General features: G+C 47.5%; 14 protein-coding genes. 4 read left to right on the top strand and 10 right to left on the bottom strand.

Translation table 11 applies throughout. The features are described 5' to 3' along the window. Positions 1 to 21 precede the first annotated feature (21 nt). Complete coding sequence (locus tag ViNHUV68_RS13205; protein ID WP_038175895.1) at positions 22 to 1,347, top strand: anaerobic C4-dicarboxylate transporter; 1,326 nt, start codon at positions 22 to 24, stop codon at positions 1,345 to 1,347. A 74-nt stretch (positions 1,348 to 1,421) separates the two neighbouring features. On the opposite strand, the gene pfkA is transcribed toward ViNHUV68_RS13205, so the two are convergent. The 3 genes from pfkA to ViNHUV68_RS13220 form a co-directional block, all read right to left on the bottom strand. Further along, positions 1,422 to 2,384 carry a 6-phosphofructokinase gene (gene pfkA / locus ViNHUV68_RS13210; RefSeq protein WP_038175897.1) on the bottom strand — a complete coding sequence of 321 codons (963 nt, stop codon included), beginning with the start codon at positions 2,382 to 2,384 and terminating at the stop codon, positions 1,422 to 1,424. 269 nt (positions 2,385 to 2,653) lie between these two features. Then, positions 2,654 to 3,562 carry a CDF family cation-efflux transporter FieF gene (gene fieF, locus ViNHUV68_RS13215; RefSeq protein ID WP_038175899.1) on the bottom strand — a complete coding sequence of 303 codons (909 nt, stop codon included), beginning with the start codon at positions 3,560 to 3,562 and terminating at the stop codon, positions 2,654 to 2,656. A gap of 112 nt (positions 3,563 to 3,674) precedes the next feature. Continuing rightward, complete coding sequence (locus ViNHUV68_RS13220; protein ID WP_391090327.1) at positions 3,675 to 4,175, bottom strand: CpxP family protein; 501 nt, start codon at positions 4,173 to 4,175, stop codon at positions 3,675 to 3,677. Between the two features lie 183 nt (positions 4,176 to 4,358). Here ViNHUV68_RS13220 and ViNHUV68_RS13225 point away from each other — a divergent pair, with 183 nt between their 5' ends. The 3 genes from ViNHUV68_RS13225 to ViNHUV68_RS13235 all read left to right on the top strand — a co-directional run bounded on the left by ViNHUV68_RS13225 (position 4,359) and on the right by ViNHUV68_RS13235 (position 7,005). Further along, positions 4,359 to 5,054, top strand: a complete 696-nt coding sequence (locus ViNHUV68_RS13225; RefSeq protein ID WP_391088497.1) for a response regulator — start codon at positions 4,359 to 4,361, stop codon at positions 5,052 to 5,054. Continuing rightward, positions 5,054 to 6,439 carry an envelope stress sensor histidine kinase CpxA gene (gene cpxA / locus ViNHUV68_RS13230; RefSeq protein ID WP_391088499.1) on the top strand — a complete coding sequence of 462 codons (1,386 nt, stop codon included), beginning with the start codon at positions 5,054 to 5,056 and terminating at the stop codon, positions 6,437 to 6,439. Before ViNHUV68_RS13225 ends, cpxA begins: the two co-directional genes overlap by 1 nt. An 89-nt stretch (positions 6,440 to 6,528) precedes the next feature. Continuing rightward, positions 6,529 to 7,005 carry a tRNA (cytidine(34)-2'-O)-methyltransferase gene (locus tag ViNHUV68_RS13235; RefSeq protein ID WP_038175904.1) on the top strand — a complete coding sequence of 159 codons (477 nt, stop codon included), beginning with the start codon at positions 6,529 to 6,531 and terminating at the stop codon, positions 7,003 to 7,005. A 382-nt stretch (positions 7,006 to 7,387) separates the two neighbouring features. Here ViNHUV68_RS13235 and trpS read toward each other — a convergent pair whose 3' ends face one another. The 7 genes from trpS to aroK all read right to left on the bottom strand — a co-directional run bounded on the left by trpS (position 7,388) and on the right by aroK (position 14,128). Then, positions 7,388 to 8,404, bottom strand: a complete 1,017-nt coding sequence (gene trpS, locus ViNHUV68_RS13240) for a tryptophan--tRNA ligase (RefSeq protein ID WP_038175905.1) — start codon at positions 8,402 to 8,404, stop codon at positions 7,388 to 7,390. Between the two features lie 112 nt (positions 8,405 to 8,516). Beyond that, on the bottom strand, positions 8,517 to 9,197 hold the full coding sequence (locus ViNHUV68_RS13245; RefSeq protein ID WP_391088501.1) for a phosphoglycolate phosphatase: 681 nt from the start codon (positions 9,195 to 9,197) through the stop codon (positions 8,517 to 8,519). A gap of 4 nt (positions 9,198 to 9,201) precedes the next feature. Continuing rightward, complete coding sequence (gene rpe, locus ViNHUV68_RS13250; protein WP_391088503.1) at positions 9,202 to 9,873, bottom strand: ribulose-phosphate 3-epimerase; 672 nt, start codon at positions 9,871 to 9,873, stop codon at positions 9,202 to 9,204. Positions 9,874 to 9,996: 123 nt separating this feature from the next. Further along, the gene (locus tag ViNHUV68_RS13255; RefSeq protein ID WP_391088505.1) at positions 9,997 to 10,824 is read right to left on the bottom strand and encodes a Dam family site-specific DNA-(adenine-N6)-methyltransferase; all 828 of its coding nucleotides are present in this window, start codon (positions 10,822 to 10,824) and stop codon (positions 9,997 to 9,999) included. A 102-nt stretch (positions 10,825 to 10,926) separates the two neighbouring features. Further along, complete coding sequence (locus ViNHUV68_RS13260; protein WP_391088507.1) at positions 10,927 to 12,408, bottom strand: AAA family ATPase; 1,482 nt, start codon at positions 12,406 to 12,408, stop codon at positions 10,927 to 10,929. A gap of 87 nt (positions 12,409 to 12,495) precedes the next feature. After that, on the bottom strand, positions 12,496 to 13,584 hold the full coding sequence (gene aroB, locus ViNHUV68_RS13265; protein ID WP_391088509.1) for a 3-dehydroquinate synthase: 1,089 nt from the start codon (positions 13,582 to 13,584) through the stop codon (positions 12,496 to 12,498). 25 nt (positions 13,585 to 13,609) lie between these two features. After that, positions 13,610 to 14,128 carry a shikimate kinase AroK gene (gene aroK / locus ViNHUV68_RS13270; RefSeq protein WP_038175914.1) on the bottom strand — a complete coding sequence of 173 codons (519 nt, stop codon included), beginning with the start codon at positions 14,126 to 14,128 and terminating at the stop codon, positions 13,610 to 13,612. Positions 14,129 to 14,165: the final 37 nt, after the last annotated feature.

A 14,165-nucleotide genomic window follows, 5' to 3' on the forward strand; every position in this document is an offset into this window, starting at 1 on the left:
ATAATAGTGTAGGAAAGGATTATGTTTTATATTCATATGCTCCTGCTGTTGACGATTATCTTCATCGGTATTCGTCATGGCGGCATCGCATTTGGTTTGCTCGGCGGCCTAGGGGTTTCAATTCTCGCCTTTGTGTTTGGTGTTGCGCCTGGGTCTCCACCAATCAGTGTTATGCTGATCATTCTCGCCGTTGTCGCGGCATCGGCAACATTAGAAGCCACTGGTGGTCTAAAACTATTGGTTCGCTTTGCCGAACGCTTGCTACGCAAACACCCAAACCAGATTGTTTTCTTAGGCCCGCTTTGTACCTATTCATTGACCGTGTTAGTCGGTACAGGTCACTCAGTCTATCCGCTCCTACCCGTGATTTACGATGTCGCCTACAAAAAAGGCATCCGTCCAGAGCGTCCAATGGCGATGGCGACTGTTGCCTCTCAAATGGGTATTACTGCTAGCCCAATCGCCGCGGCCGCAGCGGTAGTGATGGCAACAGCCGCGGATAATCAACTTGATATTAGTTTAGGCAATGTCCTATTGGTGACGATTCCAGCGACTTTAATTGGTGTTCTGGTCGGTTGTACTTGGAGCCTTAAACGCGGCAAAGATCTAGCGCAAGATAGTCAGTTTGCCGAGCGCTGCCAAGATCCAGAATTTAAAGCCCAGCTTATCGATAGCGATCAAGTCGAGGGACAAGAGAGTGAAGTGAGTAGCCAAGCGAAAAAAGGCTTAACCATCTTCCTCGCCGGTATTGTTACGGTTATTTTTGTCGCGATGTTTGGTAAAGATCTCTCACTGCTGCCACAGGGTGTCAAGATGTCGGTCGCGATTCAATTCTTGATGCTTTCCGTTGGTGCGTTGATTCTCCTCACCACTAAGGTTGAGCCAAAAAAAATCGTCCACAGTAATGTGTTTATTGCGGGTATGACCGCCGTTGTGATCATCTTTGGTATTGCCTGGATGAGTGACACGATTATTAGCTTCCACAAACCCTACTTGATTAGTTTGGTCAGTGATATTGTTGCAGCACATCCATGGACCTTTGCTATCGCAATGTTTGTCGTGTCGGTTTTTCTGAAGAGCCAAGCGGCCGTACTGACCATCATGTTGCCACTGGGTTTTACGATGGGCATTCCAGCGCCAGTACTGATCGGTGTACTACCAGCGTGTTACGCCTATTTCTTCTTCCCCTTCTACCCAAGTGACCTGGCGGCAATCACTTTTGACCGCTCTGGGACAACGCAGATTGGTAAGTATGTGCTTAACCACAGTTTCTTATTACCCGGCTTTATTGGCGTCGTTACCGCCACCATCATTGGCTACCTACTTTCAACCATGTTAGTCAACTAACAAGCTCGCCGTCAGCAACAAAAAAGCCAGTTGGTTCCCCAACTGGCTTTTTAAATTCAAGCTTTAATGCTGAATTAGAATAGCTCTTCAGCTACCTTGTATAGGTCTTCACGTACCGGACGCTTCATGTTCTCAATCGCATCGATGATATCGTGGTGAACAAGCTGCTCTTTCTGAATACCGACACAACGACCGCCATGACCTTCCATCAATAGATGAACAGCGTAGTTACCCATGCGAGACGCAAGTACACGGTCAAACGCGGTTGGACGACCACCACGTTGAATGTGGCCAAGAACCGTCGCGCGAGTTTCACGACCTGTTGCCGTTTCAATCTCTTTTGCCAGTTCGTTAGCATCCATCATCAGCTCAGTCAGGGCGATAATCGCGTGCTTTTTGCCTTTCGCAATACCGTCTTGGATGTTACCGATTAACTTCTCTTTATCGAGACCCGTTTCTGGTGTGATGATGTACTCACAACCACCCGCAATAGCAGACATCAGAGTCAGATCACCACAGTGGCGGCCCATGATCTCAACAATAGAAATGCGTTGGTGAGAAGATGACGTATCACGCAGACGGTCAATCGCATCGATCACGGTATTCAATGCCGTCAGGTACCCGATCGTGTAATCGGTACCCGCAATATCATTATCGATAGTGCCTGGCAGACCAATACATGGGTAACCCATTTCTGTCAGCTTTTTTGCCCCCATGTAAGAGCCATCACCACCAATAACGACCAGTGCTTCAATGCCGTGCTTCTGGAGGTTATCAATCGCTTTTTGACGCACTTCCACTTCTTTAAATTCAGGAAAACGCGCTGAACCTAGGAAAGTACCGCCTTTGTTGATCACATCAGACACACTTGAACGGTCTAGCTTTTCGATACGGTTTTCGTATAAGCCCAAGTAACCATCAAATACACCGAAAACTTCTAATCCTTCAGAAAGTGCGGTACGAACTACGCCACGAACTGCTGCGTTCATGCCTGGAGCGTCACCACCACTTGTCAAAACACCGATCTTCTTAATCATGCTCACCCTCGATATTTGGGAATCTTATTTCAATTTTTACGTCGGTTGCTTTCATACAAGCTACCAACAAAATTCCTTTAATTGTGTAATATGTTACCTTTCCCCGAAAGGAATACTACTTTTATTTGTAGTAATTTATGTAACTTTTCTACTTATGTAAGAGTATTACAGCTTTGCTGATTTACTTAATTGATACATATCAGGAACAGCGTTAAAAGTGTTTACGCTGAAAAGATAGCCAATAAGTCACGATTTGTCGCGATTCTATATTACCAATCTTGCGCCTTTTGCTTTTTCTCTGCACCGAGAACCACTGAATACGGATCCTGATGAATGAGTACATCTGAATCGGGGAAGAGTTCAAGCAGTTTGTCTTCCACTTCATCAGATATTCGATGCGCCTCAAGCAATGGCATTTGATCTTCTAATTCTAAATGCAACTGAATAAAACGGGTTGGTCCCGATATGCGCGTTCTGAGTTGGTGTACCCCAAGAACCCCTTCGACTTGCAAGCTGGTTTCGCGGATAGCACGCAGTTCACTGTCAGGCAATTTACGATCCAATAAGGTTTGAGTTGCTTCTCGCACCATCTGAATAGCGCTGTAGAGGATAAAGATACCAATCCCCACCGCGAATAGTGCATCGGCTTGCGTCACCCCAAACCAACTTAGGCCGAGCGCCAACATAATGGCCGCATTCATATATAAGTCAGATTGGTAGTGCAGCGAGTCAGCGGCAATGGCCTGACTGCCAGTTTTCTTCACCACATGCTTTTGGAATGAGACCAAACCGAAGGTCACTACCATCGCAAATAGGCTAACATACACGCCGTATTCTGGCGATTGCAGCTCATGCGGTCTAAAGAATCGGTCGATACCATTAAGAATAAGAAACACCGCTGAACCCGAGATGAACATGGCTTGAGCTAAAGCAGCCAGCGACTCGGCCTTACCATGACCAAACGTATGTTCACGATCTGCCGGTTGTAATGAATAACGCACCACCACCACATTGACCAACGACGCGGCAATATCAAGCATTGAATCGATTAAAGAGGCCAACAAACTCACCGAACCTGTCGCCCACCAAGCCCCGACTTTGACCACCAACAAAAGCGTCGCGACGATCGTGGCGGTCCACGCTGCCATCGTGACTAAACGTGCATATTCTTGTTTCATAGCGCTTTGATTAGTAAACGAACATTGACTGAGTATAACCTGTCATTGAGCGAATAAAAATGGCGACCTCAAGGCCGCCATCAATGGTTTGTCTGCAACAGGGTAACAACGATTAACTATTCAAGCGTTGCTGCATTTTTTCACTGCACTGCGCTGAACGCTGTTGTTGCAGCTCAACGAATTGGGATTTTTGCTCTGGCGTTAAAATGCTCAGCATCTGATGTTGCTTCTCTAGCATCTTCACTTTACGTTCGGTCTGCTGCTCAACCATTTGCTTGGCGAGCTCATTGGCTGCGGCTTGATCAAAGTTGTCAGCCAAGATCAGTTGTTGCACTTGCGCTTGGTGAGCCTGTCTTTGTGCTTGGCGCGCCTCAGCGTTTTGTTTAAATTCAGCCTTCATCGCCTGCTTTCCTTCACTGCGCATCTGCTTAAGCTGGTCTTGCTGCGCATTGGTCAAATCGAGCTGACGCATGATGCCTCGGTCAACACCTGCGCCGCATTGTTCAGGGCCACCTCGCTTATGATCTTTGCCACCAAAAGCCCATGCGCTTGCGGTGCCTAATGTTAATGGAACAACAACAGCGGCCAATACTAGTTTTTTTGTCATTTTCATCATCGTACCCTTTTCACTTATCAATCGACTTGCTGCCTTCACAGCGCTTAAGCTTAGAATACGATCTGCTGAGTAAAGTAACGTTTAGCGAGCGTAAAGAATCGTAAAGAGCGACATTAGGCCTAAATCAAACCGATAAATCGCAGTACTATGTAAACTGTCCAAACCACAGAGAATCTTGCTATGCCACACATCCTACTTATTGATGACGATACCGAGCTGACGGCACTACTCAAAGAAGTGCTCTCATTTGAAGGCTTTGACGTATCTGAAGCCAATAATGGCGAGCAAGGACTCGAGCAGCTCAGTACCGATATTGATTTGGTACTACTTGATGTCATGATGCCGAAACTCAATGGCATGGAAACCTTAAAACGATTACGCGAAACGTGGCAAACGCCAGTCTTGATGCTGACGGCAAAAGGGGAAGAGATCGACCGAGTCATTGGTCTTGAACTGGGGGCGGATGACTACCTACCTAAGCCCTTTAGCGATAGAGAACTGCTAGCACGCATTCGCGCAATCTTACGTCGCACTCAGCACAGTGCAGAAAACAAAGCCAACAAAGCGCCCGACTGCATTGAATATCAAGACATTCAAGTGTATCCCGGTAAACAAGAAGCCTACTGCCAAGGACAACTGATCGAGCTGACCACCACCGAATTTGCGTTGTTAAGCCACTTTATTCAACACCCTGGCCAAACGGTCACTAAGCAAACATTGAGTTTAGATGTATTGGGCAAGCGCCTAGCCGCGTTTGATCGCGCCATCGACATGCATGTTTCTAATTTACGCAAAAAGCTGCCGGAACGTGCAGATGGAAAATCGCGCATTAAAACCTTACGTGGACGTGGCTACCTATTGATCGAGGAGGATTGATGCGGCTACCTAAAATCACCAGTCTTTACGGACGTATTTTTGCCATTTTCTGGCTGACGATGTTGTTGGTGTTGATTGCGGTACTCTCTTTGCCTCACCTAGACCCACGTAAAGCGCGCGACATTCCCGCCGATGACCTAGAGCGCTTAATCGAAGTCAAGACGAATACCGAACAGCGTTATGCTAATGAAACTAATCTCGGCCGAATTTTGTTTAAGCTTGAAGGTTCAAAGCGTGGTGGACGCGATGACAGGCCACGCTTTTTCGTCACCGATCTCGACGGCAATATTATGACCACTCAAGAGCGAAAAGATTTTCGCTATCGCGCCCTACAAAACTTTATTACCAGTATCGACCTAACTGGCACACCACAGCAAAAGCTCTATGGTCACTACATGATCGCCGGGCCGCTGCCCATTCAGCTCGCCCAACAAGATCTATTGCTTTATGTCGGAATGAAATGGAATCAACCTCCGCCGTTTTTACTGCGCATGTTTGATAAGCCTCTACAACTGTTGTTTGCCGTCATGCTGGTGAGCACACCTTTGCTATTGTGGCTTGCTTGGGCACTCAGTCAGCCAGCACGTAAGCTAGAGCGCGCCGCCAAACGCGTGGCGCAAGGTGAATTCGTTGTCGATCCTAGCCTTGAAAAAGGCACCAGTGAATTTCGCCAAGCGGGCGCCAGCTTCAACCAAATGGTCGAAGCGGTCAATCAAATGATCTCTGGCCAACAACGTCTGCTGTCTGACATCTCTCATGAGCTGCGATCTCCTTTGACTCGATTGCGGATGGCCAATGCGCTTGCGACCCGCAAACAAGGCCAAAGCCCCGAGCTAAGCCGAATTGATACTGAAGCGCAGCGGCTAGAACAAATGATCAGCGAGTTACTGGAGCTGTCGCGGATGCAAGTCGATAGTCATTTAACCCGTGAACGGCAACCGATGACCAGCCTGTGGGAAGCTATTTTGTCAGATGCACAATTTGAAGCGCAGCAAATGAACAAAACATTCAGCTACAATGCCATTCCCGAAGAGATGATCTCGGGCAACCCTAAACTGTTGATGAGTGCGCTAGACAACGTAGTCCGTAATGCTATCTGCTATGGAAAAAGCCGGATTGACGTTGAGTTTACGGCTGCGGCGCAACAGCTCGTCATTAGTGTCGATGACGACGGTGAGGGCGTTCCTGAACAAGAACTGGAAGCCATCTTTCGCCCTTTTTATCGCGTTTCAACCGCGCGTGATCGTCATAGTGGTGGGACTGGCCTTGGCCTCGCCATTACCGAAAGTGCCATCAGGCAACACAGCGGCAGCATTGTCGCCAAGCACAGTGCGTTGGGTGGGTTGCGTATCGAGATTGGTCTACCGCTAAGCACTGTGAGTTAATGCCGCAGAAAAATTCACTCGATACTTGGCGGCGATCTCTCGCCGCCTTATACTTTGCTTCCTTAACTCACGTCATAAAGAATCGCATCATGTTTGATATCGCTTTATATGAGCCAGAAATCGCCCCTAACACTGGTAACATCATTCGCCTGAGTGCCAACTGTGGTGCCAACCTTCACTTGATTGAACCATTAGGGTTTGATTTAGAAGAGAAAAAAGTGCGCCGTGCTGGTCTTGATTACCATGACCTTGCGCGCGTTACTCGCCATAAAGACTATCAAGCGTTTATTGATTACCTTGAGGCTGAACGCAAGCAATACCGCATTTTCGCCTGCACCACCAAAACGACAGGTCATCATGTCGATGCCGACTTCCAACCAGGCGATGTCCTACTTTTCGGCCCAGAGACCCGCGGTCTTCCTGCCGAACTGATAGAGAGTATGCCGATGGCGCAACGTATCCGTATTCCAATGATGCCAGATGCGCGTAGCTTAAACTTGTCTAACGCCGTCGCGATTATTGCTTTTGAAGCCTGGCGTCAGATGGGCTTTGAAGGCGCGCAGTAGGGGGAAGTTCCTAGAGATGAGTGCCTAGTTACTAGCATTTGACCTCTAGACACTAATAACTTGCACTACTGCAACAGATTCTGAATCACGCTCGTGCCTCGCTGTTCAGAATGACGAGGTTAAAGTCGTCATTCCAGAAGTGAGGAACGAGCTATCTGGAATCTGATCCTAGAGGTGAGTGCCTAGTTACTAGCATTTGACCTCTAGACGCTAATAACTTGCACTACTGCAACAGATTCTGCATCACGCTCGTGCCTCGCTGTTCAGAATGGCGAGGTTAAAGTCGTCATTCCAGAAGTGAGGAACGAGCTATCTGGAATCTGGTCCTAGAGGTGAGTGCCTAGTTACTAGAATTTGACCTATAGACACTAAAATACTTAACCTATGGGCGAGCAACAAAGCCGACAGCTTGGTACGCTTGCTTCAATGTTTCAGCAGCGCGAGCCGATGCTTTCTCTGCACCTTGCTTCATCACCTGATCCATATAAGCGCGATCTGCGCGAATACGACGATATTCAGCTTGAATTGGCTCAAGCATCGCGACCAGCGCTTCACCAACATCTTTCTTGAATGGGCCGTACATTTCCACGCCTTGATATTGCGCTTCGATCTGTTCAAAGCTCAATCCGCTAGCGGCAGAGTACAGACTCATGAGATTCGAGATACCCGCTTTGTTGTCCCAATCCGCCGCAATACGTGGTGGCGTTTCGGTATCAGTTTGCGCCTTGTTGATCTTCTTCAAGATAGACTTAGGCTCTTCGAGTAAGGTGATGACATTCTTGCGGTTATCATCAGACTTCGACATCTTCTTAGTCGCATCTTGCAGGCTCATCACGCGGGCATTGACCGTTGGAATGTAAGGCTCTGGTACGGTAAAGATTGGGCTTTCAGGCGAATAGATGTTGTTAAAACGCGTCGCAATATCACGTGCTAACTCTAAGTGCTGCTTCTGGTCATTGCCAACGGGGACTTGGTGGGCACCGTAAAGCAGAATGTCGGCCGCCATTAATACTGGGTAGCCAAATAGGCCAGCATTAACGTCATTGGCATAACGAGCAGATTTGTCTTTAAACTGAGTCATACGGCTCAGCTCACCCATTTGGGTATAACAGTTAAGAAGCCAACCAAGTTGAGCATGCTCAGGGACGTGTGACTGAACAAATAGCGTGCTCTTTTTCGGGTCAACACCAACAGCGAGGCAGATTGCGAGTGCGTCTAGCGTCGCTTCATGCAAAGACTTAGGATCTTGACGAACCGTAATCGCATGAAGGTCAACAACGCAATACTGGCAATCATAATCGTCTTGCATCTGTTGCCATTGACGTAGAGCACCCAAGTAGTTACCGATACTTAGTTCACCTGACGGTTGAACACCACTCAATACAATGGGTTTGCTCATTAGAATGATTCCTTTGACTTCTTAAGATAAATAATGAAAAACCGTGCAGCGACGTGTGCACGGTTTTCCAGTGTACTCATTAACGAGTATTTTGGAAGACCTTTTGTCGCGCTTATGCGTAAACCGCTACCGCTTCAACAAGATCTGCGATGCTGTCGGCGACAAAGTCTGGCTTGGCGTTTGCGATTGGCTCACCATGGTTGTAACCGTAAGTTAAACCAAACGAGTGACAACCCGCATTCTTTGCCGCTTTAATATCGTTGCTCGAATCACCCACCATCAGCATTTCACTTGGCTGGCAGTTGTGTTTCTCGAGCAACCAGTTTAGCGCCATTGGGTTGGGTTTCTTTTCCGGGAAGGTATCGCCACCGATCACATCGACAAAATATTTGTCGATGTCGTGTTTGGCTAATACGTCTGGAACAAACTTAGACGGCTTGTTGGTCACTAAGGCCATGGTAAAACCAGCCTGGTCAAGTGCGGCTAATGTCTCTTTAACATGTGGATAAAGGTGGCTAAGTTTATGACCACTCTTATCGTAGTAATCATCAAACAGCTCTCGCGCTTTAACCCGTAGCTCAGGCGCTAGACTTGGGTCTACCGTTAAGCTTCGACTTAGCGAGCGGCCAATCAATACATCGGCACCATTACCCACGTAATCACGCACTTGTGTTTCAGTTACTGCAGGGAAGCCAAGCGCTTGCACAGCTTGATCAGCAGCAACCGCCAAATCAGGTACGCTATCAAGCAGCGTACCGTCTAAATCGAAAGCGATCAGTTTAATATTGCTCATTAAATTACTTTACCTGCGCTAATTGTTCGCGCATTTGATCAATGACTTGTTGATAATCAGGTTGATTAAAAATCGCCGAACCGGCAACGAACATATCCGCTCCTGCTTCAGCAATCTCTTTAATGTTGTCCACTTTAACCCCACCATCGATTTCCAAACGAATATCGCGGCCCGACTCATCAATCATTTTACGTACTGCACGCAGCTTATCTAACGTTTTCGGAATAAATGACTGGCCACCAAAGCCTGGGTTAACCGACATCAGTAGAATCATATCCACTTTATCCATGATGAAGTCGAGATGCGACAGCGGAGTCGCAGGATTTAACACCACACCCGCTTTACAGCCGTTCTCTTTGATCAGTTGCAAGGTACGGTCAACGTGTTCAGACGCTTCGATATGGAAAGTGATCATCGATGCACCAGCTTTGGCAAAATCAGGCACAAGACGGTCAACCGGTTTCACCATCAGGTGTACATCGATAGGTGCGGTAATGCCGTAATCGCGCAAGGCTTGACAGATTGGCGCGCCGAAAGTCAGGTTGGGTACGTAGTGGTTGTCCATTACGTCAAAGTGAACCACATCCGCCCCTGCTGCGAGAACTTTTTCAACATCCTCGCCAAGGCGAGCCATATCAGCAGACAGAATCGATGGAGCGATAAGGAAATCTTTCATACCTGACCTCTAGTATTAATTGGCATCATTGCACACAAAAGAGAAACTCCGCGAACAGAGTATTTTGCGCGCAATTCTACCTAAGCTAGCGGTAAGAATATAGCCAAGCGTGAGGAAATGTGACTATTTGCTGTCCGAGGGCTTAAACAGCGCCAACAACTCATCGACCTTATTGCGTCCTGCGCCGTTACGACTGATGGTTCGCTTAACCTTCACCACATTCAGGCTCGCACCATGATAAAGGCGACGAGTTAACGTCGTATCATGATTTGAAATCAACACCGGAATACCTCGTTGCTGCGCCGCTTTTTCTGCGACATCTGCCAGCGCGGCCTGATCATCGAGGCTAAAACCATTGCCCGCATACGACGTGAAGTTTGCGGTGGTTGAAAGCGGTGCATAAGGAGGATCGCAATACACCACACAGCCTTTGCGCGCTCGCTTGAACGTCTCGTGGTAACCCTCACAAACAAACGTCGCTTTCTTGGCTTTTTCTGCAAAGAACTCAAGTTCAGCTTCGGGGAAATACGGCTTCTTATATGATCCAAACGGGACGTTAAAACCGCCTTTTTTGTTGTAACGACACAAGCCATTAAAACCAAAGCGATTCATATACAGAAATGCCAATGAACGGTACAACACGTCATCGGTGGCATTGAACTGCGCACGAACATCCAGATAAGCTTCTTTGCGGTTGTTCTCGGCACAGAACCAACGTTTGGATTCTGAGATGTATGTCTGCGGATCTTGCTTGAGCAAGTTGTAGAGATTGATTAAATCTGGGTTGATATCAGCCAGCAAGTAGTGTTCGTAGTCAGTATTAAGAAACACAGAACCTGCGCCTACGAACGGTTCCACCAGCTTACGTGCTTCAGGCAAGTGACGCTGAATATCTTCAACAAGTCCGTATTTTCCACCCGCCCACTTCAGGAAGGCCCGCTGCTTCTTCATCGACTGCTCTATTTTTCAACCACAAATTAAGGCTGCGGAATGTAACATATTTTACAACTAAACTCAGGCAATTTTGCCGCTTAATCAGCGGATTTCGCCAACTTATTCGACTCGGTCGATTTCACGTTGAACCTGACTGAGTGATTTTGCCCAAGGCTCAAGCTGTCGCAACTCACTCGACAAACCTTGTACCGCATCGCGCGCCACTTGAATGGTCGGATAATTATCATAAGTGATGATATACCAGTCAATATTATTGCGTACGGTTGGGTAGATAAACACTTGATTGGTGAGCTGGTACTGGCCGATGAAGGATTGCACTTCTTCAAGCGACTGGACGGCAGCCAACTGCAAGGTATAACTGCGCGGCGAGAAGCTCTTTAGTTCATCTTTGGTAAACGAAAACTTGATGACGGTTTCACTTGCTGGCGTTGTCTGCTGCGTAACAGGTTCAGCCTGTGGCACAGCGGTTTGTGGCGTTTGCGACTGCTCAACCACTTGATCAATGCCACGAGTATCGGCTTGTTGCGCTTTCCCCTCAAGTAAGGCATCGACGACATCAGACGTAATCACGACTCGCTGCTGATCGTTGTCAGCACTACCCACACTGTCAACCTGTTCGGTGACATCCGGTGGAAGCGCCAGCGAATCATCGTCAGCACCGGCTAACATCGGATCAATCACGGGCTCAGGTTGGATAGTCGCTGTTGGTTGATTGTCTTGTGAGCTCAGTTCCGGCAAGGTAGGAATCACCGTTTGTTCGATGTTTTGCGTCATTTGTTGCGCTTTCTCATCCGGTGATGGTTGTGACATCATCCACCAATAACCACCGCCAATCGCGAGTAGCAACACAACAACTAACAGTGCAATATTGACGGGAGAGCCGACAATCGAGCGGATAATAATCCTTTTTTCCACTTTTTGATCCCCTAAAGCCATGATGTCGCCCGGATGGCGGGCAACGCTACGGTATGCATTACGCACCCGTTTCTCCATGTCATCTTCGACAAAACGAATCACCAAATGTTCAAAAAACCGATCCGCTTCTTGTTGGCTAAGTGGTTCAATTTCAAGATCGATGGGTTTGTGTTCTTGACCATAACTTAAGCGAGTTAACAGTGCTTCCAAACTATTGGATTGCGCGAACAACAACACATTAACCGTCCAGCGTGGGTTGAGCTGCGCTTCTAACACTAGCATCCACAGTTCAGAGATAAACGACTCTGTCAGCAAATGCGCATCATCAATCGTAATCAACACATCACAACTTTCCCCCTCCATGACGCGGGAAAAAGAGTCGACTAATGAGTCTGCTGGGTTAAATAATGGTTCTGAAATCAACTGCGAGAGAAGAGTCACACGACGTTGCGTTTCGTCTTGATTGGGATAACACATCAACAAAGCTTGGTTCTTGTCTTGCGCCCACGCTTCTAAATAGTGTTGCGCTAGCCAGGTTTTCCCTGCACCAGCAGCGCCACCAATCGTGACAAGATTTGAACCAAAATTGGTCAGCAGTCGCAACCGTTCCAGCAGCTCTACCTGAGATTCCAATTCCAATACGCGAGGGTCATGCGCCGAGCTCATTGAGTTATCCTAATGACAATGCGGTAATACCAAACAAAACCCGGCATCAAAAAAACGTCGGCCGTTTGGTACTACAGACAACAAGAATTACAGGGTACGGCCAAAGTCGATAGCTTGCTCTATAACCGACTCTGATACCCCTTTTACCACCTCTGCACTGCCAATACCGGTAGGCAATACCAGTCGTAGCTCACCTGATAACACTTTCTTATCGCGCATCATGTGCTTGATGAAGTCAGCAAACGACATCTGCTCGGGTGTATGGACAGGCAACTGTGCTCTTTTCAGTATAGAGACAATTCGTTCAACTTGCTGCTCAGTGATAAGCCCTTGAAGCTGCGCAGTTTTTGCTGCCATCACCGTGCCAGAAGCTACCGCCTCACCATGCAGCCAATTACCATAACCTAACTCAGCTTCAATCGCATGACCAAATGTATGACCTAGGTTCAGCAATGCACGAATACCCGACTCTTTTTCGTCTTGTGCCACCACTTCGGCCTTAATTTGACAACAGCGTGCGATAGCATAAGTCAGCGCCTGCTCATCCAATTGATAGAGCTTGTCGAGATTCTCTTCCAACCAAACAAAAAACGCACTGTCATAAATAATGCCGTATTTGATCACCTCGGCGATACCAGACGCAAACTCACGCTTTGGTAAGGTTTTAAGGCAATCGGTATCAATCACCACCGCTTGCGGTTGATAAAACGCACCGATCATGTTTTTACCCAGCTTATGATTAACCGCCGTTTTGCCACCGACCGATGAATCAACCTGCGACAGTAAAGTCGTCGGGATCTGAATGAAGTCGACGCCGCGCTGATAACAGGCCGCAGAGAAGCCAACCAAGTCACCAATCACACCACCACCGAGCGCAATCACAACCACATCTCGGGCATAATTACCTTCCAACAGGTAACTCATTACCGTATTGAAGGTCTCTAGGGTTTTGTATTGCTCACCATCGGGCAGTTCGAGTACAGAAGCTTGGCAGCCTAATTGCTCTAGAAGGGCAAGGATTTTGTCAGCATACAGCGGAGCAACCGTGACATTAGAAATCACGACCACTTTCTGTTTTGCTGCAAGGAAAGAAAGGTGGGCCGGATCATTAAATAATCCGGCACCAATTGAGATTGGATAGCTACGCTCATCTAAGCTGACCGTAATCCGTTCCATGGGTATTCTCCAGTTGCTAAAAGTCTTAACGTTCTTCTAGCATTTTTACGATCTGGTTGGCTACCACTTTTGCACTTTGATCGTCTGTACGTACGGTGTAATCCGCGATTTCTTCGTAAAGAGGATTACGCTCTTTAGCCAGAGACTCTAACACTTCACGTGGTTTGTCTGTTTGTAGCAGTGGACGCTTCTTATCGCGATTGGTACGAGCAAGTTGTTTTTCAATCGTTGTTTCTAAGTAGACAACGATGCCGCGTGCAGATAGACGATTGCGGTTTTCTTTGCTCATGATCGAACCCCCACCCGTTGCAAGGACAATGCCTTGTTCTTCGGTTAGGTCGTTAATCACTTTTTCCTCGCGATCACGGAAGCCTTCTTCACCCTCGACGTCAAATACCCAAGCGATATCTGCGCCAGTGCGCTCTTCAATTACGGTATCAGAATCAACAAACTCCATATGAAGCTGTTGAGCCAAGTGTCTACCGATTGTGCTTTTGCCGGCACCCATAGGGCCAACAAGGAAAATATTGCGTTTCTCAGCCATGTTTAGCAGTAATTTACAACGTTAATTCAATGACATC

The sequence above is a fragment of the Vibrio sp. NH-UV-68 genome, from assembly GCF_042940635.1.
Lineage (GTDB): Bacteria > Pseudomonadota > Gammaproteobacteria > Enterobacterales > Vibrionaceae > Vibrio > Vibrio pacinii.

Coding starts and splice junctions, on each gene's coding strand:
- ViNHUV68_RS13205 (WP_038175895.1), top strand. CDS start 22: ATGTTTTATATTCATATGCTCCTGCTGTTGACGATTATCTTCATCGGT.
- pfkA (WP_038175897.1), bottom strand. CDS start 2,384: ATGATTAAGAAGATCGGTGTTTTGACAAGTGGTGGTGACGCTCCAGGC.
- fieF (WP_038175899.1), bottom strand. CDS start 3,562: ATGAAACAAGAATATGCACGTTTAGTCACGATGGCAGCGTGGACCGCC.
- ViNHUV68_RS13220 (WP_391090327.1), bottom strand. CDS start 4,175: ATGAAAATGACAAAAAAACTAGTATTGGCCGCTGTTGTTGTTCCATTA.
- ViNHUV68_RS13225 (WP_391088497.1), top strand. CDS start 4,359: ATGCCACACATCCTACTTATTGATGACGATACCGAGCTGACGGCACTA.
- cpxA (WP_391088499.1), top strand. CDS start 5,054: ATGCGGCTACCTAAAATCACCAGTCTTTACGGACGTATTTTTGCCATT.
- ViNHUV68_RS13235 (WP_038175904.1), top strand. CDS start 6,529: ATGTTTGATATCGCTTTATATGAGCCAGAAATCGCCCCTAACACTGGT.
- trpS (WP_038175905.1), bottom strand. CDS start 8,404: ATGAGCAAACCCATTGTATTGAGTGGTGTTCAACCGTCAGGTGAACTA.
- ViNHUV68_RS13245 (WP_391088501.1), bottom strand. CDS start 9,197: ATGAGCAATATTAAACTGATCGCTTTCGATTTAGACGGTACGCTGCTT.
- rpe (WP_391088503.1), bottom strand. CDS start 9,873: ATGAAAGATTTCCTTATCGCTCCATCGATTCTGTCTGCTGATATGGCT.
- ViNHUV68_RS13255 (WP_391088505.1), bottom strand. CDS start 10,824: ATGAAGAAGCAGCGGGCCTTCCTGAAGTGGGCGGGTGGAAAATACGGA.
- ViNHUV68_RS13260 (WP_391088507.1), bottom strand. CDS start 12,408: ATGAGCTCGGCGCATGACCCTCGCGTATTGGAATTGGAATCTCAGGTA.
- aroB (WP_391088509.1), bottom strand. CDS start 13,584: ATGGAACGGATTACGGTCAGCTTAGATGAGCGTAGCTATCCAATCTCA.
- aroK (WP_038175914.1), bottom strand. CDS start 14,128: ATGGCTGAGAAACGCAATATTTTCCTTGTTGGCCCTATGGGTGCCGGC.